Genomic DNA, 19,653 nt, shown 5'->3' with positions numbered 1-19,653 from the left:
CAGGGTGGTGTTACACCGCCCTGTAACTTTTTAGGGTATTTGATTTATATCGTACGGCGTGACCTGATAGACGTAGTAATTCAGCCAATTTGAATACAACAGATTTGCATGCCCACGCCAGCGGACGTTGGGTGTTTGTGTTGGGTCATCATTGGGATAATAATTCTGCGGTACGTGAATCGGTAATCCCTTGCTCACATCACGGTCATATTCACCTTTGAGCGTGAGCGGATCATATTCCGAGTGACCGGTGATGAAGAGATGACGGCCATCTTTGGTGCCGACTATGTAGATACCTGCTTCATCTGACTCTGCGAGGATATTTAGCTCATCAACTTTTTCAACATCCGCGCGGCGGATCTCGGTGTGACGGGAATGTGGGGCGAGGAAAATGTCGTCGAATCCACGCAGCAGGCTTTCGGTCGAGGAGAGGATGCGGTGCTCGTAGACTCCGAACATCTTATTAGGAAGGTCATATTTCTGGATTTGATACTTGTGATACAGCGCGGCTTGCGCCCCCCAACAAATATAAAAATTGGATTCGACATTGGTCTCAGCCCAATCCAGGATGTGAGTCAGCTCATCCCAATATTCGACTTCTTCAAAAGGCATCTGCTCCACAGGCGCGCCCGTGATGATGAGACCGTCGAATTTTTCCTTTTCAATTTCCTTGAAGGTAACGTAATGCTCCAGCAGATGATCCGCATCGGTATTCTTTGATTCGTATGTGGCGGTGTGCAGCAATGTGACTTCCACTTGCAGCGCGGAGTTGGAAAGCAATCGCAGAAGCTGCGTTTCGGTTGTGACTTTGGTTGGCATGAGGTTGAGAATCGCAACACGCAGCGGACGGATATCCTGATGCGCGGCGCGCTCTTCATCCATGATGAAAATATTCTCGCGTTCAAGTGTCGCGCGGGCGGGGAGGGTGGTTGGAATTTTTACGGGCATGGCTTTCTTTCCATATACTCGGTGGTTGAGTAGCGAGCGTTTTTTGCGAGCGTATCGAAACCACCAGTCAGCAAAGCAATTCTTGTTCCAACATTGCTCTTGAAAACTGTTGGTTTCGATACGGCGACGGAAGTACATCGTCACCTACTCAACCAACGGAGTATTTTATGCAAGCGCCTGATCAATATCCCAGAGAATATCTTCGATATCCTCGAGGCCAATGGACAGACGAATGAAATCGGGACTGACGCCCGCGGCTTTTTGTTCTTCATCTGAGAGCTGTGAATGGGTTGTGCTGGCAGGGTGAATGGCAAGCGACTTTGCATCGCCAAAATTTGCCACGTGACTGAATAACTTCAGGCTGTCAATAAACTTTGCGCCTGCCTCACGTCCGCCTTGTACGCCGAAACCTAACACCGCGCTTGAGCCTTTGGGCAAATATTTTTGAGCACGTATATAGTCAGGATGATTGGGCAGACCCGAATACGTGACCCAACTCACTTTTGGATGATCAGATAAATATTCAGCTACCGCTTGTGCATTACTTACGTGACGATCCATGCGCAGGGATAGAGTCTCCAGGCCTTGAATGAACATCCATGAATTGAATGGTGATTGACAGGTTCCGAGATCACGCAGAATTCCTGCGCGCGCTTTTGAAATAAATGCCAGCGGACCAAAATCTTCGGCGTAGACAACATCATGATATGAAGGATCGGGCGTGTTGAAGTTTTTATGGCGCTTGCTCTTTGCCCAATTGAATTTTCCGCTGTCCACGATCACGCCGCCAAGAGATGTGCCATGCCCGCCGATATATTTCGATGTGGAATGAGTGATGATGTGCGCACCCCATTCAAACGGACGGCAAAGATATGGCGTTGCAACCGTATTATCGATCATTAATGGGATGTGATATTCCTCGGCGATCCTGGCTACTTCTTCAAGCGGAAAGACATTTGCGAATGGGTTGCTGATGGTCTCACCATAAAGGATTTTCGTATTAGGCTGGATTGCGCGGCGGAAGTTATCAGGGTCAGATGGATCGACCATGGTTACTTGAATGCCCAATCGCGGAAATGTATATTTGAATTGACTGACTGTCCCACCGTATAAAGTTGAAGAAGAAACAATGTGATCTCCCGCTTCACAAATCGCGAGAATGGCCGTCGTCTGCGCAGCATGACCTGAACTGGTCTCCACCGCGCCGACTCCACCTTCAAGGTCATTGATTCGTTTTTCCAACACATTCGAGGTTGGGTTTCCAATCCGCGTATAAATATTTCCCGCTTCCTGCAATGCAAACAAACGCGCAGCGCGATCCGTGCTTTGCAGGTCATACGCTGTCGTCTGATAGATCGGCACAGCGCGGCTTCCCGTTGTCCCTTCGGGATCATATCCCGCGTGCAGTTGCCTTGTATTGAATCCAAATTTACGTTCTGTTGTAGACATATGAATCTCCTCTTGAATATGGTTTCATCTTTTGTTGCGTCACCCTGAGAGAAGCGAAGGGTCTCTTAGATAATCTTCGAGATTCTTCGCTGTCGCTCAGAATGATACAAGGTGAAATAATGTTTATCCGCTTTTCAGAAGAGTGATTTTCCCTCATCCCCAGCCCTTCCCCCACAAAGCGGGGAGGGGAGTCCCCTCTCCCTTTTTTGGGAGAGGGCCAGGGTGAGGGTAAAAAAATACCCCTTCTGAAAGTACAAGAAGAGGTACATACGATACCGTCCTCTCATCTTCCAGTGTTTGAATGGCAATTGCCATTCACTGTCGGATTTGGCACCATAACTATTGTCTGGTTGCCGAGACTTCAAAGGGCCGTTCCCTCAGTCTCTCTGGATAAGAGCGAATATTTAATTGGGCGGGTTATATCACAAAAGATTTTCGTTGACAAGTAACTCAGCATTATAGATCGAACCGCCCGCCGCGCCGCGGATCGTGTTATGTGAAAGCACAACAAATTTAAGATCAAGGATTGGATCACGCCTTAAGCGGCCGACCACTGTCGTCATGCCTTTTCCTGTTAATCGGTCGAGTCTTGGCTGAGGACGATCCGCTTCATCTCTTACGCTGATCACTGGTCGCGGTGACGATGGTAGTTCCCTCGCTGATAGCGGCGCAGCATAATCACGTAATGCTTGAATCGCAACTTCAGGCTTAACAGAATTTTCCAACTCCACGCTGACACAAACCGTATGCCCATCGATCACAGCCACTCGATTCGTATGCGCGCTGAATTGTATGTCCGCTAATTCAATTTTGGTGTCATTTAATTTGCCTAGCATCTTGCGCGGTTCCCATTCCACTTTTTCTTCTTCACCATTGATATTGGGAATCACATTGTCAATAATATCCAGCGAAGAAACGCCAGGATAACCAGCACCTGAAAGCGCCTGTAACGAGACTGCAAAAACTTTCTTCACACCGAATGCGTCATCAAGTGCCTTGAGCGCAACTGTGAGTCCCGTGCTCGTGCAATTTGGATTCGTGAGAATGCATCCGCTCCATCCGCGTTGCTGGCGTTGTATCTTCACCAGTTGAATATGCTCCGCATTGACTTCGGGGAGAAGCAATGGAATATCTTCGCCACGTCGATGGGATGATGCATTGGAACAAACCGCCGCGCCCGCATGCGCGAATTGCGGTTCAAGGTCTTTTGCAATTTCATTATGCAATGCGGAGAAAACGATCTTTGCCTGCACTGATTCTGGCGTGGCAGGTACGACGATCATATCGCCAGCGTATTCAGGCATGGGATCATTCAACACCCAACGACAGGCATCCGAATATTTTTGTCCGACCGAACGATCCGACGCGGCAAGGGCAACCACCTTGAACCACGGATGATTATCAAGCAATGAAATAAATCGCTGACCGACAGAACCTGTTGCGCCGAGCACCGCTACGGGGATTTGATTCATAATAAGAACTCCTTTGATTTATCCCTCGGTGGTTGAGTAGGGCGAATGCTTTTCTCGCCTGTATCGAAACCACCAATTGCATGTGTACTTGAAATAAAAACTTACATTTTATTGGTGGTTTCGATACGTTCTTCGCTATCGCTCGGAACTACTCAACCACCAGGGGTTGATTCACTATCAACTCATGCAACGCCCTCACCGCGCACTCTGTATCCTTCGTCTCGACCACCATGCTGATCGAAACATCGGATGAACCGTGTGCAATCGCGAGGACGTTGATATTGTTATCCCCAAGCTTGCTAAAGATCTGGCCCGCGACTCCGGGCGTGTTGCGTGTGCCTGACCCAACGGCGGTGATGATCGCCACTTCCTCCGTTACCCAGACTCGGTCAATATCACGTTCGGAAATCTCAATGGCGAAATTCCTTTGCAGAGCATCCAAAACTTGATTCGCAGATTCAGACGGGATCGCAAAACAAATGGACTGTTCCGAGGATGCCTGCGTAATAAGCGGAACACTGGTGCCTGTGGATGCCACCGCGCCAAACGCGCGCGCCGCCACGCCGGGGACTCCCAGCATCCCGCGCCCTTCAATGGTCACCAATTTTTGCTTGCGGATGGCGGTCACAGCCTTGATGACCTGCTCGCCTTTGTGAGCTTTTCCATTGGAATGTCCGTTCGCGGTGAGACGTGTGCCCGGATGAGATGGATTGAACGTGTTACAAATCCGCAGTCCGATGCCTGCTTCCACAATGGGACGGATCGTCTTCGGATGCAAAACTTTTGCGCCGTAATAGGCAAGTTCAGCGATTTCTCCATAACTGATCTCAGGCAATGTCTTTGCCTCTTTCACAATCCGCGGATCGGTAGTCATCACGCCATCCACATCTGTCCAAATCCAGACATCATCGGCGGGTAGTACGGAACCAATGATCGCGGCGGAGTAATCACTTCCACCACGTCCCAGCGTTGTGATGACACCGTCAGGCGTTGCACCAATGAATCCCGTTGTCACGGGGACGATGCCTTTATCCAAAAGCGGATTCAAAACCCTGCGCACTTTTTCAGTCGTCGCCTTGAAATCAGGGTGTGCGTTTTGAAAATGTGTATCTGTCACAATGAATTCAGTTGATTCAATCGCTCTAACTCGGATACTTCCATCATGGATCACTGCTGCAAGCAAACGAAGGCTCATCCTTTCTCCCAAAGATGCGACAGCATCCAACGCCCGTGGACTGGCTTCGCCCAGCACAGCAATGGCTTTACACAAATCCATAAACAAGAGGATCAGCTTATCAATTTCACTTTTTGTTTCGCACAATGCATCGCCCAGGATGAGTGCCTCCGCCGCAGAGAAGTGTTTTTCCCTCAGTGTGGACTCTGCGCTCGAAAGCGAATCAGTTTTCCCCTGTGCAGCGAGCGTTGCGCATTTTAATAACAAGTCCGTCACGCCAGACATCGCCGAAGTGATCACCACCACTCGCGGATATTCATCCCGCGCATTCTGTACGATTTGAGTCGCCTTCATCAGCGCGTCGATTGAACCCACAGACGTACCACCGAATTTCATCACAAGCGTTTGTTTAGGCATGATCTTCTCCTTATGTAGTTAAGACCTGACATGTCTTCGCGAAAGTCTGATTGTCTATGGCCTTTGTCCACGCGATGATCATTGAAGGCAACGGCGCGGATGAGACATGTCAGGTCTATGAGTTAAGGTAAACAAAAACGCCCCACGTTTCCGTGAGGCGTTGTGCGTTTTGAGAGTACTTTTATTTCAGTTACTTCTACCCAACACTACGCGTAAATTCCTCACGGGAGTCCGGGAGGTATTCATAGTCATGGTCATGTAGAAGTGGGCTGTATTCATATTGGGCGGTATTCTATGCGAGTGAGGAGAATGAGTCAAGGGAGTAAATTACTTTACAGTTTCTTTGATTTGCATAGCTAATTGTTTTTCTGGGCTTTGACTAGTGTAATTATATGTAGGCCATGAAGGAGAATAATCTTCAACTTCATTGCCCCACTGATCCCAACCTTTTCTTTGTCCACGCGCAAATAGTTCTAAGTATGGGCTAGGGCTACATTTTTCAATGAGCTCGTAAAGTTCATCAGGTTTTCTAGAATGTTCACGTTTTCGAGTTTTAATAATGTTTACTTGGCTTCTTCCTGGACTTAAAGTTCTTAATTTCCCACGAATCCCAAAAAGTATAATCTCAGTCGTATTTCTGAAATAAAAGCCAACTCCTCTTCCATCAGGTCCACCATCTTGTCTGATTTTGTGCCAAATAATATTTGTTTTGTATTCAAACCCCCAAGCATTTAGTACTTCTAAACCTTCTTTTAGAAGAGCATTTGGAACCCAAAGATACAAATGACTTTGTTCTGCCGCCACAAGGGAAACTGGGATTTCTTTAATTTCTTTTAAAGACAATGTGCTATACCGAGATAGACGTTTATGCTCTGGTGCAACTTTGCCAGTACGATTTTGGAATTGCCAAGGCGGATCGGCTAGAATTGTAGTGTATTGTTTTCCCTTGGTGCATTCAAGAAAATCTTGGGCGGGTGTTAAAATGTTGCTCATAATTTAGCAATCCTCAGAATATAAATTTTTAGTTATTCCAAAAACCAATATTGGACATCCGCCGCCACTACCTCCTTCAATCCTGGGAAGCAATTTTGACATGTGAGTGGTTGATGCTCCATATGACGAGCCTCTGCCTAAGTTATCAAATATATTTTGTAAATGATCGCTTCGGGTAATGATTATTCCAACACTTATTGCTCTTAAATCAAAGAGCAGACGAAAGTTGTTGAGATCACGATCAAAAAATGGATCTTTGTTATTCCATTCGATTTCAAGTGCAATTTTGTTCTTATAACAATCTACCTTGTGGGTAGGGGAATCCATTATATGTTCATCAACCTTGACTGAAGTAGAAAACTCTTTTTCAATCCAGCCCCGATGATATAAAAAATCATCAATAGACTCGGAAACTTTTGATTTCCTGCCCCCGCCCACTGTAATCCAACTTTTGCAGAGGCCAAATTGAGAAAGTAAATCAATAATGTTTTCCCATTCTTCAGGGAAATCATTTTTTAGAATAGCACAAGCATGTTTCCATTCATGAACTTCGTAATTATCAAGAATAGACTTTGGGAGTAAATCTGTGCCCATATTATTGTGATCCTCAAATTGGGTTGATTTTGAGAGTATATCATAACTGAACATCAGTTCAGTTTATTCATAAACGTATACTTTGCAAATTAACCTTTGTGCTTGAACGGAAAAATGCAGTTACCCTTAACCGAATCCTACACCAGCCCCTTGACTTATTTCCCATTCTGCCTATAATCGTGCGAAATCACACGCCCATGAATTTGTCTTTGTTCAGCCTCTCCCTTATTGTAGTCGTCCTTGCGGTCCTTATTATTAAGGATCAATTTTCGGTTAGGATGGCAACGGTGAGAGTGAAGTAACAAATCACACCTTAGTAAGTGCAAAGAGCCGCCCTAACCACGGGCGGCTCTTTTTTTATTAAATTTTCAAGACCTGACATGTCTCATCCGCGCCATTGCGTTCAATAACTTCTGCGTGGACAAAGGCGAAATATGATCAACTCCTCGCGGAGACATGTCAGGTCTAACCCAAAGGAGCACCATGAGATCAGACACAGTCAAAAAAGGTTTTGATAAAGCGCCGCACCGTGCGTTACTGCGCGCCACGGGTTTGCAGGATGACGATTTCAAGAAGCCCTTTGTTGCCATTGTTAATTCTTATGTGGATATTGTCCCCGGGCATGTGCATTTGCAGGACTTCGGCAAACTGGTCAAAGATGCTGTCCGCGCGGCGGGTGGAGTACCGTTCGAGTTCAACACCATCGGCGTGGATGACGGCATCGCGATGGGTCACATGGGGATGAAGTACTCGCTTCCTTCCCGTGAACTAATTGCTGACTGCGTCGAGACCATGATCGAAGCTCATAGATTTGACGCCATGGTCTGCATCCCGAACTGCGACAAAATAGTCCCTGGCATGTTGCTGGCCGCCATGCGCGTCAACGTCCCCACCATTTTTGTTTCGGGCGGCGCAATGAAAGCGGGCATGACTCCCGAAGGCGAAACAATTGATTTGATTTCCGTCTTTGAAGGCGTGGGTGCATATTCAGCGGGGAAAATTGATGAAAAGCGATTATCCATTCTTGAAAAATTTGCCTGTCCATCTTGCGGTTCCTGCTCTGGCATGTTCACTGCCAACTCCATGAACTGCCTGATGGAAGTGCTCGGCCTCGCTTTACCTTATAACGGCTCTGCCTTAGCCAAGACTCCTGAACGGGAAGCATTGGCGAAGAAGGCCGCCGCACAAGTGATGACTCTCATCGAACGCGACATCAAGCCGCGAGACATTGTCACCGCTGAAGCAATAGACGACGCGTTCGCACTGGACATGGCAATGGGTGGCTCCTCGAATACAGTTCTCCACGCTTTAGCCTTAGCCAACGAAGCAGGCGTGGACTATCCACTTTCGAGAATCAATTCAGTCGCAGACAAAGTTCCGCACATCTGCAAGGTGAGTCCAGCGGGCAAATGGCATATGGAAGATGTCCATCGTGCAGGTGGCATCCCTGCCATATTGAACGAGATCCAATGGGGAACGGGCATGTTGCATTTTGACCGTTTGACGGTGAGCGGTATGACCCTGGGGGAATCTATTCAAAGCGTGGATATCAAAGATGAAGAAGTAATTCGGCGTTATGACAACGCTCATTCCAAACGCGGTGGCTTGTCCATTTTATTTGGCAATCTCGCACCGAAAGGCGCGGTTGTTAAAGTGGGCGGCGTCAGCGAAGCCATGATGAAGTTTGAAGGGCCTGCCGTCATTTTTGAATCACAAGATGATGCAATGACTGGCATTCTCGCAGGTAAGGTCAAAGCAGGTGATTGCGTTGTGATTCGCTATGAAGGCCCCAAAGGCGGACCTGGAATGCAAGAGATGCTATCGCCCACGTCCGCGATTATGGGGCAGGGACTCGGCGATAAAGTTGCGCTCATCACCGATGGCCGATTCAGCGGTGGGACTCGCGGCGCGTGCATTGGTCACGTGTCGCCGGAGGCTGCGTCAGGTGGGCCGATTGGTGCGCTAAAGGCTGGGGATGTAATACAAATTGATTTAATGGCACGCAGCCTCAACGTTAAGTTAAGCGACGCGGAGATTCAGAGTCGGCTGGATGCGCTGCCTCCATTCCAATCCAAAACAACATCCAAATGGTTAAAACGATATTCATATTTTGTGACGAGTGCGGATACGGGCGCGGTGTTGGAATCGTAGGTCACGCTTTTAGCGTGACATATCCAGGCAATTTAGTAAGTCACGTTGCAAACGTGACCTACGCAAGGAGAGTGTATGAAAAAAACAGGCGCAGAAATTTTATGGGAGTGTCTCACCCGCGAAGGTGTGGAAGTGGTCTTTGGGTATCCGGGCGGGGCGAATATGCCGATCTATGATGCGATGTTGAGTTACCCCGTGCATCATGTGCTGGTGCGGCATGAACAGGGCGCGGCGCACATGGCCGATGGATACGCGCGCGCCTCTGGAAAAGTTGGCGTGGCGATGGCAACCTCAGGCCCAGGCGCGACAAATTTAGTAACGGGTATTTGCACCGCAATGATGGACTCGGTTCCAGTTGTATTTATCACAGGGCAAGTTGCCGCGCATTTGATTGGCGGCGATGCATTTCAGGAAACCGATGTGACGGGGATTACATTGCCGATCACAAAACATAATTATCTTGTAACACGGGCCGACGAAATTGCAGAAGTGGTGCGCGAGGCATTTTACATTGCCCGCAGTGGTCGCCCCGGCCCGGTGCTGATCGACATCTGCAAAAATGCGCAAGTGGAACAAACCGAATTTATTTATCCTGAAGAAGTGAAATTGCCTGGCTATCAACCTGTTGATCATGCGCCCGGGGAATTACTGGAAAGCGCGGTGAAGTTAATCGAGAAGGCGCAGCGTCCTGTCATTTTATGCGGGCATGGTGTGCTGATGTCCAAAGCTGAAGAAGCCTTGATGAATTTCGCGGTCAAGACTCAAACGCCTGTGGCAAGCACGCTCTTGGGGCTTGGTGCATTTCCAGCATCACATTCGTTGAGCCTCGGCATGATGGGGATGCACGGTGAAGTACATACGAATATGGCGATCCAAAACTCTGACCTGATCCTGGCTTTCGGTATGCGTTTCGATGACCGCGTCACTGGGACGTTGAAAACCTACGCACCGCGCGCGAAGAAAATCCATATCGAAATTGATCCTTCGGAGGTGCATAAGAACGTGGCAGTGGATGTTCCGCTCGTTGGCGATCTCAAAACTGTTCTCACTGATCTCGTGCCTTTGGTGGATGAATATGATCATGATGAATGGTTGAAAGAGATTAACGGTTGGAAGACCGAAGCCGATGCACGCAGCATCATGAACTGGCCTGAGGATGGCAAGTTGTATGTAGCGCATTTGATCGCGGATATTTGGAAAGCAACGGGCGGTGGCGCAATCGTCACCACGGATGTCGGCCAACATCAGATGTGGGCGGCGCAATATTATCAACTGGATAAACCGAATCGCTGGCTCACCTCAGGCGGCGCAGGCACGATGGGCTTTGGTCTGCCATCAGCCATTGGCGCATGGTTCGCGGCGAAAGATCAGGAGATTTGGGCCATTGCTGGTGATGGCGGATTCCAGATGACCGCTGCCGAATTGACGACTGCTGTGCAGGAGAGCGCGAATGTCAAAGTGGCGATCATGAATAACAGTTTTCTCGGCATGGTGCGCCAATGGCAGGAGTTCTTCTTTGAGAAGCGTTATTCCGCTGTCAACATGCTTTCGCCTGATTTTGTAAAACTTGCCGAGGCACACGGAGTCCCTGCAAGGCGCGTGACCCTGCGCGAAGAAGTTAACGAGGCCATTGAATGGGCGCGCAAGACTCCTGGCCCGGTTGTGTTGGAGTTCCGCGTGGAACAGGAGGAAGCCGTGTATCCCATGGTTCCCGCAGGCGCGTCGTTGGATCAGATGATACAGAGACCTGTTCGTGTCGAGAAATAAATCCGCAGATTACGCAGATTTAGCAGATTGAGATCAAAAAATAAAAATCTGCATAATCGGGTAAATCTGCGGATCAGAATTGGAGAATCAAATGAACCACACCTTCATCGCACTAGTAGAAAATAAACCTGGCGTTCTAAATCGCGTGGCTTCCTTGTTCCGCCGCCGCAATTTCAATATTGAATCACTTGCGGTTGGGCGCACCGAGAAGCCTGACATTTCACGTATGACCGTTGTTGTGGATTGTCCCAACGGCGATATGGATGCGCACAAGATCGAAGCGAATCTATATAAACTGGTCAATGTGATCGATGTGCAAGACGTCACGCATCAACCTTCGGTGACCCGCGACCTGGCTCTGATCAAAATAAAGGTCGGCCCCGAAAAACGCGCCGAAGTTAATGGCCTCGCCGAAATCTTCCGCGCCCGCATCGTGGACGTGGCTGTTGATTCGGTCATCGTTGAGATCACTGGCACAGAAGACAAGATCGAAGGCATGATCGAGCTTCTTCGTCCGCTGGGCATCGTGGAAATGGTTCGCACGGGGCAAGTCTCCATGACGCGCGGAGTCAATGACGGCGTGCGCCGTGTGGCCGGTGTTACAGGCAATCGTTTTGAAGATGTGGATGAGTTGGCGGCGATGGCGCCGTGAGCAACCATACTCCGTTGGTTGAGTAGCCCCGAATGCTTCCTTCGACAAGCTCAGGACAGGCTTTGAGGGGCGTATCGAAACCAACAAGTGAATGGTGAACAAGAAGTAACTTGAAAACATGGTGGTTTCGGTACGTTCCTCGCCAAAAGCGGCTCGGAACTACTCAACCACCAGCTTATAAAAATTATAAGGAGTAATCATGGCAAAAATAAATTTCGGCGGTACGGAAGAGGAAGTGGTCACACGCGATGAATTTCCGCTTGAGAAGGCGCGTGAAGTATTGAAGGATGAAGTTGTGGCTGTGCTTGGCTATGGTGTGCAGGGACCTGCTCAGGCGATGAACATGCGCGACAACGGGATCAACGTAATCGTTGGTCAGCGCGAAGGGACGAAAAATTGGGAAAAGGCTGTTGCAGATGGCTGGGTTCCAGGCAAGACATTATTTAATGTGGAAGAAGCCGCAGAAAAGGGGACTGTCATTCAATATTTATTATCAGATGCAGGGCAGCGCTCGCAATGGCCGAAGCTTGTGGAATGTTTGAACGAAGGCGATATGCTGTATTTCTCGCACGGCTTCTCTGTCACATTCAAAGATGATACGGGTGTTGTCCCTCCGCCGCATGTGGATGTGGCTCTCGTTGCGCCGAAAGGTTCAGGCACAAGCGTTCGCCGTAACTTTTTAGCGGGCAGCGGAATCAATGCCAGTTATGCTGTCCATCAGGATCACACGGGACGTGCAAATGAACGCGCGATTGCTTTGGGCATTGCCATCGGCGCGGGATATTTATTTCCAACCACATTCAAGAATGAAGTGTATAGCGATCTGACAGGCGAACGCGGCGTTCTCATCGGCGCATTATCTGGTGTGATGGAGGCGCAGTACAACGTCCTGCGCAAGCATGGACATTCTCCATCTGAAGCCTTCAACGAAACTGTCGAAGAACTGACTCAATCCCTGATCCGACTCGTCGGCGAGAACGGCATGGACTTCATGTATGCCAATTGTTCCACCACCGCCCAGCGCGGCGCACTGGACTGGCATCCGCGCTTCCGCGATGCGGTTGCTCCTGTGTTTGATGCGCTCTATGAATCCGTGGTCACTGGTAATGAAGCACGCATCACTCTCGAAGCGAATAGTCGCGCAGACTATCGCGAAAAATTGGAAGAAGAATTAGCCGCCTTCCATGATTCTGAAATGTGGCAAGCCGGTGCGGCGGTGCGTTCATTGAGGCCTGAGAATTGGAAGAAATAGATATGTAGGTCACGTTTGTAACGTGACTTGTGAAATAGTATGTGGCGTCACGCTTCATACCCATATCTGGGCACTTAGCGTGACCTACTGGAGTTGATTTCATGACAAGTAATTACGTTCGTATTTTTGATACTACATTAAGAGATGGTGAACAATCCCCGGGCGCGACGATGACTTCTGCTGAGAAGCTGGAAATTGCACATCATCTCGCGCGTCTCGGCGTGGATATTATCGAAGCTGGATTCCCTGCAGCCTCGCCAGATGATCTGGAAGCCGTCAGACGAATCGCTGTTGAAGTTGGGCAACCAGCTATCGGCGAGGTGGATGCGAGAGTCCCCGTTATCGCAGGATTGGCGCGCGCAAATAAATCCGATATTGATAAAGCTTGGGAAGCTGTCAAAGAGGCGCAGAAGCCGCGCATCCATACTTTTCTTGCGACTTCTGAAATCCATATGAAGCACAAATTGAAAATGGATTCCGAAGAGGTGGTACAGCGTGTTTCAGAAATGGTAGCGTATGCAAAATCATATTGTGCCGATGTTGAATTTTCACCAGAAGATGCAGGCCGCTCTGACCCTGAATTTTTATATGTGGTTTTGGGTGAAGCCATCAAGGCTGGCGCAACCACGTTGAACATTCCCGACACTGTGGGATACACAACGCCCGATGAATTTTATAAATTAATTGATGGCATTATCAAGCACACGCCTGGCATGCATAATGGCATTACTGTTTCAGTGCATTGCCATGATGATCTCGGACTCGCAACCGCGAATACATTGGCGGGGATCCAAGCGGGCGCGCGTCAGGCCGAAGTGACCATGAATGGGATTGGCGAACGCGCGGGCAACACATCGCTTGAAGAAGTTGTGATGGCGTTGAAGACTCGGCATCCTGTTTTTCAACTTGAAACAGGAATCGAAGCCAAACAAATTTCGCGCATTAGCAAACTCGTCAGCAATTACACGGGCATACTTGTTCAGCCGAATAAGGCGATTGTTGGTTCCAATGCGTTTGCGCACGAAGCTGGCATTCATCAGGACGGAATGTTAAAACATCAGACCACCTATGAGATCATGCGTCCCGAAGATGTCGGCGTGAATCAAACCAAACTTGTACTCGGCAAACATTCAGGCCGCCACGCATTGCGTAACCGACTCGCCGAGATGGGTCATTCACTTGATGAAGTTGAACTCGATAAAGCCTTCACACGTTTCAAGGAACTTGCAGACCGCAAGAAATCCATCACTGACCTTGACCTCGAAGCCGTCATTGCCGATGAGTTTTATCGTCCACGGGATGTCTATTTGATCAATGGGATGCAAGTCTCATGCGGCACTATGGGGATGCCTACCGCAACTGTTCGTTTGCGCGGGCCTGATGGCGTGATCCAAACTCAGGCCGCGATTGGCACAGGGCCTGTTGATGCAACCTATAAGGCGATTGATTCAATTATCAATGTTCCGTGTACCTTGCTTGAGTTCAACGTCCACGCCATCACTGCGGGCATTGACGCACTCGGCGAAGTGACTGTCCGCATTCAAAGTGATAACGGCTCGACCACAATGGACGCGCAAAGTGAAGTTGAATATGCGCGCGTCTATGGCGGTCACGGCGCAGACATGGATATTATCGTTGCCAGCGCCAAGGCTTATATCAATGCATTAAATAAACTCATCATCGCGCAGACCGAAGTATATGAAAAAGTCCCGAATGATTTTGGAGTGATGTTGGGATGAAGACCATGTCATTGCGAGGGCGGTGTTCTTCCGCCCGAAGCAATCTCCAACACTGTTGGAGATTGCTTCGTCGCAAAGAACAAGAGCGCTCCTCGCAATGACGACGAAGGAACCTATGTCAAAACCACCCAAAACACTCTTTCAAAAAATCTGGGACTCGCATGTTGTGGCTGAACAACCTGAATCCCCAGCCGTTCTTTACGTTGACTTGCACCTCGTGCATGAAGTCACCTCGCCGCAAGCATTTACAGGATTACGTCAACGTGGACTTAAAGTCCGCCGCCCTGATAAGACTCTTGCGACGATGGATCACTCGATTCCAACTACGCCGATAGAGGTTCCCATTGCTGACGCGATGGCCGCCGCCCAGATCAAGCAAATGGAAACCAACGCCGCCGAATTCGGGATTACCTTGCACGGCATGACCAGCCCGCACCGCGGAATTGTCCACGTCATTGGCCCTGAACTTGGACGTACCCAGCCAGGCATGACTATTGTCTGTGGTGATAGTCACACCGCTACGCATGGTGCGTTTGGTGCGCTCGCATTCGGTATCGGCACATCTGAAGTGGAGCATGTGCTTGCATCTCAATGTATATTGCAAAGAAAACCAAAGACGTATGAAGTTCGAGTCAACGGCTCACTTGCAAAAGGTGTTTCTGCTAAAGACATCATTCTTGCCTTGATCGCAAAGATCGGCGTTGGTGGGGGTACGGGTCATGTCTTCGAGTTCACAGGTGAAGCCATTCGCGGCTTGACCATGGAACAGCGCATGACTATCTGCAATATGTCCATTGAAGGCGGCGCGCGCGCTGGCATGATTGCCCCCGATGAAGTGACCTTCGAATATCTCAAAGGCCGCGAGTTTGTTCCTCAAGCTGAAGAATGGGATAAGGCAGTTGCCTACTGGAAGACATTACCCAGCGATGAAGGCGCAGTCTACGACAAGTCCATCACACTTGATGCTTCTGAACTTGAGCCGATGATCACCTATGGCACAAATCCTGGCATGGGCATGAAGATCACAGACCGAGTCCCGATCACTGAGTCATTCATTGAACCTTCACAAAAAGCCGCCTTCGAAAAAGCATTGACCTACATGGGACTTCAACCCGGTCAATCTCTTTTGGGACAAAAGGTTGATGTTGTCTTCATTGGATCATGCACCAACTCACGCATCTCTGATTTACGTCTCGCCGCTGGAATGTTGAAAGGACACAAGGTTTCTAAAACTACACGTGTGATGGTTGTGCCTGGTTCACAGGATATTAAGAAACAAGCTGAACTGGAAGGCTTGGATAAAATTTTCAAAGAGTCAGGCGCAGAATGGCGTGAAGCAGGCTGCAGTTTATGCATAGCCATGAATGGTGATGAACTCAAACCTGGTCAATATGCTGTCTCAACTAGCAACCGAAATTTTGAAGGTCGCCAAGGCAAGGGCGGACGTACTTTCTTGGCAAGTCCCGTCACTGCGGCAGCTACAGCGATCAGCGGTGTTGTCACTGACCCGCGCACAATTTTATAAATTTAAATCCATGCTGGTGGTCGAGCGCAAGCAGTCGAGACCACACCACTAAATGTAAATTTTATATTTCATTGCTGGTTTCGATACGCCCCTCAAAGAGCATTCGGGGCTACTCAACCAGCGGAGCAACCTTCAACCTTAAAACTTTCAAACCTTTCAACTCGAATCGGAAATCAAAATGGCAACTTTCACAACACTCACCTCCCGCGTCATGCCTCTGCCTGTCAACGACATTGACACGGATCAGATCATTCCCGCGCAGTTCTTGAAAGTCACAGACAAGAACAATCTCGCCGATGCTCTTTTTTATAACTGGCGCTATCACGATGATAAATCTCTCAAAACGGATTTCATCATCAACAAACCTGAATCAGCTGGCTGTCAAATCCTTTTGGCAGGTGACAACTTCGGGTGCGGGTCGAGCCGCGAACATGCTCCCTGGGCGCTCACCAGTTACGGCTTCCGCGCCGTCATCTCAACTTCATTTGCAGACATCTTCCGCAACAACTCTTTGAAGAATGGATTAATTCCGATCATCGTGGATGATGCGACTCACAAGATGCTCTTTGATTTGATAGAAGAAGCGCCTCGCGCCGAGCTGACAGTTGATCTCGCGACACAAACATTATCCTTCCCCGGAGGTTCTGTCTCATTCCCAATTGACCCATTTAATAAAACTTGTTTATTAAATGGCGTGGATGAACTGGGCTACATATTAGGTTTTGAAAAACAAATCTCAGATTTTGAAGCAAAACCCAATCTCTAATCTCTTTTATCACGCAACATGGAACGGCCATGACTTTACATAAAATCCAAATCTACGACACCACCCTCCGCGATGGGACTCAGTCCGAAGGTTTCACGCTTTCGAGCAACGACAAGATTCGCATCGCTCAAAAATTGGATGAACTCGGTGTTGCCTTTATCGAGGGCGGCTGGCCTGGCTCGAATCCAAAGGATGTTGAGTTCTTTGAACGCGCGCGTGATATGCAATGGAAGAACGCACTCATCACAGCATTCGGTTCCACCTGCCGTGTCAAAGGCGGGCCTGAAGACGATGCCAATATCAAAGCCTTGCTTGATTCCAATACGCCTGTCTGCACCATCTTCGGCAAAACGTGGACTCTGCACGTCAAAGAAGTTTTGCTCACTACCAACGATGATAATCTGCGCATCATCGAACAATCGGTTGCGTATCTCAAGGCCAATGGCAAGCGCGTCATCTATGATGCCGAGCATTTCTTCGATGGCTATAAAGCAGATTCATTCTATGCGCTTGAAACTTTGCGCGCGGCAATCCGTGGCGGTGCAGAGACTGTTGTCCTGTGCGATACCAACGGCGGGACATTACCCTGGGAAGTGGAAGGTATAGTTTGTGAGATGAAACCTGCGTTCAACCATCCATTTGGGATTCATACTCATAACGACGGTGAGTGTGCCGTGGTCAATTCGTTGATGGCGATACGTGGAGGTGCAATTCAAGTCCAAGGGACGATCAATGGGGTAGGTGAGCGCTGCGGAAATGCCAACCTGGTTTCCATCATGGCTGACCTTGAACTCAAGATGGGTTATCAATGTTTGCCCAAAGGAAAACTTGAGCATTTGTATGAGCTTTCGCATTTTGTGGCAGAAGTTGCCAACCTCACACCCGATGAACACTTGCCATTTGTGGGTAAATCTGCATTTGCTCATAAAGGCGGCGTACATGTTGCAGCCATGAGACGTTCGCCGCAGTCGTATCAACACATTGAGCCAGAGAAGATCGGCAATAAAATGCGCGTGGTGGTCTCTGACCTTTCGGGTCGCGGCAATTTATTAAGCAAAGCCGAAGAACATGGCGTGGAAGTTGAAGGCGAAGAAGTCGTTGGCGTACTCAATGACATCAAGGATCTTGAATCACGCGGCTTTTCATTTGAAGCGGCCGAAGCCTCCGCCACGATGATGCTAAAGCGCCAGGAATATGGTTACAAACCTCCGTTTGAGCTGATAGATTTTTCTGTCAACGTTGAGCATAGGCAGGGGCGTGGAATCTTTGCCGAAGCAACTGTCAAGGTGAAAGTGCAGGATGAGTTGTTTCATACTGCCGCCGAAGGGAATGGTCCTGTCAATGCGTTGGATAAGGCATTGAGAAAAGCGTTGATCAGTTATTATCCGCAACTGTCAAATTTTCATTTATCTGATTACAAAGTTCGTATCCTCGATTCAGACCACGGCACCGAAGCCATCACGCGCGTATTGATCGACACGCGCAATAACACCAGCCGTTGGAGCACCGTTGGCGCGAGCACGAATATCATTGAAGCGAGTTGGCGTGCACTGGCCGATTCCGTGGAATATGGTTTGATGGTGGCACATTGATATTATGTAGGGGCACAGCGGACGATTAACGGATCACATCCGTGGAACTCTCTGCTGTGCCCCTACGGATTGGAAATTATTTTGAAAGCAAACATTACCCTCCTCCCCGGCGACGGCATTGGCCCTGAAGTTGTTGCAGAAGCCGTGCATGTGCTGGAAGTGATCGCCAGTAAATATAAACATACATTTAATTTTCAAGAATATTTGATGGGCGGTTGTTCCATTGATAAATATGGATCATCGCTTACAGATGAAACCCTCGCCGATTGCCAGTCTGCGGATGCGGTTTTGCTTGGTGCGGTAGGCGGCCCGAAATGGGATGACCCCACTGCAAAAGACCGGCCTGAGCGCGGATTGCTTGCGCTTCGTAAAGGTCTCGGCGTGTTTGCAAATTTGCGCCCTGTCAAAGTGCATCCTGCGCTGATGGAATGGTCGCCGCTTAAGCCTGAGAAATTGCAAGGTGTGGATATCCTCGTCGTGCGCGAACTCACGGGCGGACTTTATTTCGGCTGGCCGAAAGGACGCGATATCAAAGATGGCCGTGAGCGCGCGGTGGATACGCTTGAATATTATGATTACGAAATCCGCCGAGTGATGGAGCTTGCTTTCACGTTGGCAAAAGGCCGCAAGAAAAAAGTGACTTCTGTGGATAAAGCCAACGTTTTGGAATCATCAAGACTTTGGCGTCAGATCGCAACTAAAGTTGGTGCGGATAATCAGGACGTGGAACTCGATCACATGCTGGTAGACACCGCATCCATGCGGCTGATCACTGCTCCTGTTTCGATGGATGTGGTCGTCACTGAAAACATGTTCGGCGATATTCTTACGGATGAAGCCTCGGTCTTGGCAGGGTCAATGGGGATATTGCCTTCTGCCAGTTTGGGCGAATCAACTGCCGGCTTATATGAACCGATTCATGGATCTGCACCAGATATCGCAGGCAAAGGAATCGCAAATCCGATTGGTACGATTCTTTCATCAGCCATGTTGTTACGTCACTCACTTAAGTTAGAATCAGAAGCATCCGCAATTGAAAAAGCTGTAGATGAAACCATCACCGCTGGTGCGCGCACAGCAGATATTGGCGGCAAGTTGACGACCCGTCAGATGGCGGATGAAATTATCAAAAATTTATAAACTGTAGGGACACAGCGCCGCT

At 48.9% G+C, this 19,653-nt stretch carries 15 protein-coding genes and 1 riboswitch; of the genes, 9 read left to right on the top strand and 6 right to left on the bottom strand.

Features of this window, described 5'->3' with window-relative positions:
- Nucleotides 1–30 precede the first annotated feature (30 nt).
- From metA to AC14M5_RS16385, 6 genes are all read right to left on the bottom strand, one after another.
- On the bottom strand, nucleotides 31–948 hold the full coding sequence (gene metA, locus AC14M5_RS16410; RefSeq protein WP_484030769.1) for a homoserine O-acetyltransferase MetA: 918 nt from the start codon (nucleotides 946–948) through the stop codon (nucleotides 31–33).
- A 165-nt stretch (nucleotides 949–1,113) separates the two neighbouring features.
- On the bottom strand, nucleotides 1,114–2,397 hold the full coding sequence (locus tag AC14M5_RS16405) for an O-acetylhomoserine aminocarboxypropyltransferase/cysteine synthase family protein (RefSeq protein WP_484030768.1): 1,284 nt from the start codon (nucleotides 2,395–2,397) through the stop codon (nucleotides 1,114–1,116).
- A 280-nt stretch (nucleotides 2,398–2,677) separates the two neighbouring features.
- Nucleotides 2,678–2,794, bottom strand: a riboswitch (SAM riboswitch).
- 25 nt (nucleotides 2,795–2,819) lie between these two features.
- Nucleotides 2,820–3,869, bottom strand: coding sequence for an aspartate-semialdehyde dehydrogenase (asd, locus tag AC14M5_RS16400; protein WP_484030767.1), 1,050 nt, complete (start codon nucleotides 3,867–3,869; stop codon nucleotides 2,820–2,822).
- Between the two features lie 148 nt (nucleotides 3,870–4,017).
- Nucleotides 4,018–5,460, bottom strand: coding sequence for an aspartate kinase (locus tag AC14M5_RS16395; RefSeq protein ID WP_484030766.1), 1,443 nt, complete (start codon nucleotides 5,458–5,460; stop codon nucleotides 4,018–4,020).
- 327 nt (nucleotides 5,461–5,787) lie between these two features.
- Complete coding sequence (locus tag AC14M5_RS16390) at nucleotides 5,788–6,453, bottom strand: MT-A70 family methyltransferase (protein ID WP_484030765.1); 666 nt, start codon at nucleotides 6,451–6,453, stop codon at nucleotides 5,788–5,790.
- Between the two features lie 3 nt (nucleotides 6,454–6,456).
- Nucleotides 6,457–7,047, bottom strand: a complete 591-nt coding sequence (locus AC14M5_RS16385) for a BglII/BstYI family type II restriction endonuclease (RefSeq protein ID WP_484030764.1) — start codon at nucleotides 7,045–7,047, stop codon at nucleotides 6,457–6,459.
- 483 nt (nucleotides 7,048–7,530) lie between these two features.
- Between AC14M5_RS16385 and ilvD the strand changes: the two genes are divergently transcribed.
- From ilvD to leuB, 9 genes are all read left to right on the top strand, one after another.
- Entirely contained in the window at nucleotides 7,531–9,198 is a 1,668-nt protein-coding gene (gene ilvD / locus AC14M5_RS16380; protein ID WP_484030763.1) for a dihydroxy-acid dehydratase, read from the top strand.
- Nucleotides 9,199–9,273: 75 nt separating this feature from the next.
- Nucleotides 9,274–10,965 carry a biosynthetic-type acetolactate synthase large subunit gene (ilvB, locus tag AC14M5_RS16375; protein ID WP_484030762.1) on the top strand — a complete coding sequence of 564 codons (1,692 nt, stop codon included), beginning with the start codon at nucleotides 9,274–9,276 and terminating at the stop codon, nucleotides 10,963–10,965.
- A 91-nt stretch (nucleotides 10,966–11,056) separates the two neighbouring features.
- Complete coding sequence (ilvN, locus tag AC14M5_RS16370; protein WP_484030761.1) at nucleotides 11,057–11,617, top strand: acetolactate synthase small subunit; 561 nt, start codon at nucleotides 11,057–11,059, stop codon at nucleotides 11,615–11,617.
- 199 nt (nucleotides 11,618–11,816) lie between these two features.
- Nucleotides 11,817–12,869 carry a ketol-acid reductoisomerase gene (ilvC, locus tag AC14M5_RS16365; protein WP_484030760.1) on the top strand — a complete coding sequence of 351 codons (1,053 nt, stop codon included), beginning with the start codon at nucleotides 11,817–11,819 and terminating at the stop codon, nucleotides 12,867–12,869.
- Nucleotides 12,870–12,970: 101 nt separating this feature from the next.
- Complete coding sequence (locus tag AC14M5_RS16360) at nucleotides 12,971–14,608, top strand: 2-isopropylmalate synthase (RefSeq protein ID WP_484030759.1); 1,638 nt, start codon at nucleotides 12,971–12,973, stop codon at nucleotides 14,606–14,608.
- Between the two features lie 115 nt (nucleotides 14,609–14,723).
- Nucleotides 14,724–16,133 carry a 3-isopropylmalate dehydratase large subunit gene (leuC, locus tag AC14M5_RS16355; RefSeq protein WP_484030758.1) on the top strand — a complete coding sequence of 470 codons (1,410 nt, stop codon included), beginning with the start codon at nucleotides 14,724–14,726 and terminating at the stop codon, nucleotides 16,131–16,133.
- A 178-nt stretch (nucleotides 16,134–16,311) separates the two neighbouring features.
- The gene (leuD, locus tag AC14M5_RS16350; RefSeq protein WP_484030757.1) at nucleotides 16,312–16,899 is read left to right on the top strand and encodes a 3-isopropylmalate dehydratase small subunit; all 588 of its coding nucleotides are present in this window, start codon (nucleotides 16,312–16,314) and stop codon (nucleotides 16,897–16,899) included.
- Between the two features lie 29 nt (nucleotides 16,900–16,928).
- Nucleotides 16,929–18,491, top strand: coding sequence for a citramalate synthase (gene cimA, locus AC14M5_RS16345; RefSeq protein ID WP_484030756.1), 1,563 nt, complete (start codon nucleotides 16,929–16,931; stop codon nucleotides 18,489–18,491).
- Between the two features lie 81 nt (nucleotides 18,492–18,572).
- Nucleotides 18,573–19,631, top strand: a complete 1,059-nt coding sequence (leuB, locus tag AC14M5_RS16340) for a 3-isopropylmalate dehydrogenase (RefSeq protein WP_484030755.1) — start codon at nucleotides 18,573–18,575, stop codon at nucleotides 19,629–19,631.
- The last annotated feature ends 22 nt before the right edge of the window (nucleotides 19,632–19,653 follow it).

The sequence above is a fragment of the Candidatus Villigracilis sp. genome, from assembly GCF_057083605.1.
The sequence above is the reverse complement of the archived record's forward strand: the minus strand, read 5'-3'. Positions and strand labels throughout refer to the sequence as shown.

Excerpts from the sequence above, each read along its gene's own strand:
- metA (WP_484030769.1), bottom strand. The coding sequence starts at position 948 with ATGCCCGTAAAAATTCCAACCACCCTCCCCGCCCGCGCGACACTTGAA.
- AC14M5_RS16405 (WP_484030768.1), bottom strand. The coding sequence starts at position 2,397 with ATGTCTACAACAGAACGTAAATTTGGATTCAATACAAGGCAACTGCAC.
- asd (WP_484030767.1), bottom strand. The coding sequence starts at position 3,869 with ATGAATCAAATCCCCGTAGCGGTGCTCGGCGCAACAGGTTCTGTCGGT.
- AC14M5_RS16395 (WP_484030766.1), bottom strand. The coding sequence starts at position 5,460 with ATGCCTAAACAAACGCTTGTGATGAAATTCGGTGGTACGTCTGTGGGT.
- AC14M5_RS16390 (WP_484030765.1), bottom strand. The coding sequence starts at position 6,453 with ATGAGCAACATTTTAACACCCGCCCAAGATTTTCTTGAATGCACCAAG.
- AC14M5_RS16385 (WP_484030764.1), bottom strand. The coding sequence starts at position 7,047 with ATGGGCACAGATTTACTCCCAAAGTCTATTCTTGATAATTACGAAGTT.
- ilvD (WP_484030763.1), top strand. The coding sequence starts at position 7,531 with ATGAGATCAGACACAGTCAAAAAAGGTTTTGATAAAGCGCCGCACCGT.
- ilvB (WP_484030762.1), top strand. The coding sequence starts at position 9,274 with ATGAAAAAAACAGGCGCAGAAATTTTATGGGAGTGTCTCACCCGCGAA.
- ilvN (WP_484030761.1), top strand. The coding sequence starts at position 11,057 with ATGAACCACACCTTCATCGCACTAGTAGAAAATAAACCTGGCGTTCTA.
- ilvC (WP_484030760.1), top strand. The coding sequence starts at position 11,817 with ATGGCAAAAATAAATTTCGGCGGTACGGAAGAGGAAGTGGTCACACGC.
- AC14M5_RS16360 (WP_484030759.1), top strand. The coding sequence starts at position 12,971 with ATGACAAGTAATTACGTTCGTATTTTTGATACTACATTAAGAGATGGT.
- leuC (WP_484030758.1), top strand. The coding sequence starts at position 14,724 with ATGTCAAAACCACCCAAAACACTCTTTCAAAAAATCTGGGACTCGCAT.
- leuD (WP_484030757.1), top strand. The coding sequence starts at position 16,312 with ATGGCAACTTTCACAACACTCACCTCCCGCGTCATGCCTCTGCCTGTC.
- cimA (WP_484030756.1), top strand. The coding sequence starts at position 16,929 with ATGACTTTACATAAAATCCAAATCTACGACACCACCCTCCGCGATGGG.